Consider the following 735-nt stretch of genomic DNA (forward strand, 5'->3'; position numbering starts at 1 on the left):
TTGTCAAGAAAACCACCGGTAATGCCGGTGGATAAAAGGGCTTAAGCTCTGAACAATAAAAACCCCCTATGATATAATTTGAACGACTGACAATCGCAAAAATTAAAATATCATAGGGAGGTGTCGTTATGGGAAACGACATAGCAAGCTTATCACATACAAAATGGAGGTGTCAATATCATATAGTGTTTGCACCAAAATATAGAAGGCAAATAATATATGGCAAATATAAAGTACAAATAGGAAAAATATTAAGAGAGATATGTATAAGAAATAATGTAGAGATAATAGAAGCAAATGCATGTATAGATCATATACATATGCTTGTAACAATACCACCCAAAATGAGTGTATCAAAGTTTATGGGAATACTTAAAGGAAAAAGTAGCTTAATGATATTTGATAGATTTGCAAATTTAAAATATAAATATGGAAATCGTCATTTTTGGTGTAGAGGTTATTATGTAGATACAGTTGGAAGAAATAAAACAGCAATAACAAAGTATATACAAAATCAATTACAAGAAGACCAAATTGCAGAACAAATAAGTATAAAGGAATATATAGATCCGTTTACAGGTGAGCAAGTAAAAAGAAGAAAATAAACAGCCACCAAGGGTGGTTGCTGGAAATGTTTTGCGATTGGCGGTCTATTCAGGGCGCGAGTAGCGCTTGCCAGTACCATGCCCTTATAGGGCTTAATCAAGCCACCAGCTTAGCTGGTGGTACTTGACT

At 34.0% G+C, this 735-nt stretch carries 1 protein-coding gene; it reads left to right on the plus strand.

Annotation, left to right across the window (positions count from 1 at the left end; genetic code table 11):
- Positions 1 to 128: 128 nt before the first annotated feature.
- Positions 129 to 605, plus strand: a complete 477-nt coding sequence (tnpA, locus tag WY13_RS15585; protein ID WP_063556274.1) for an IS200/IS605 family transposase — start codon at positions 129 to 131, stop codon at positions 603 to 605.
- Positions 606 to 735: the final 130 nt, after the last annotated feature.

The organism is Clostridium ljungdahlii (genome assembly GCF_001636845.1).
GTDB classification, from domain to species: domain Bacteria; phylum Bacillota; class Clostridia; order Clostridiales; family Clostridiaceae; genus Clostridium_B; species Clostridium_B ljungdahlii_A.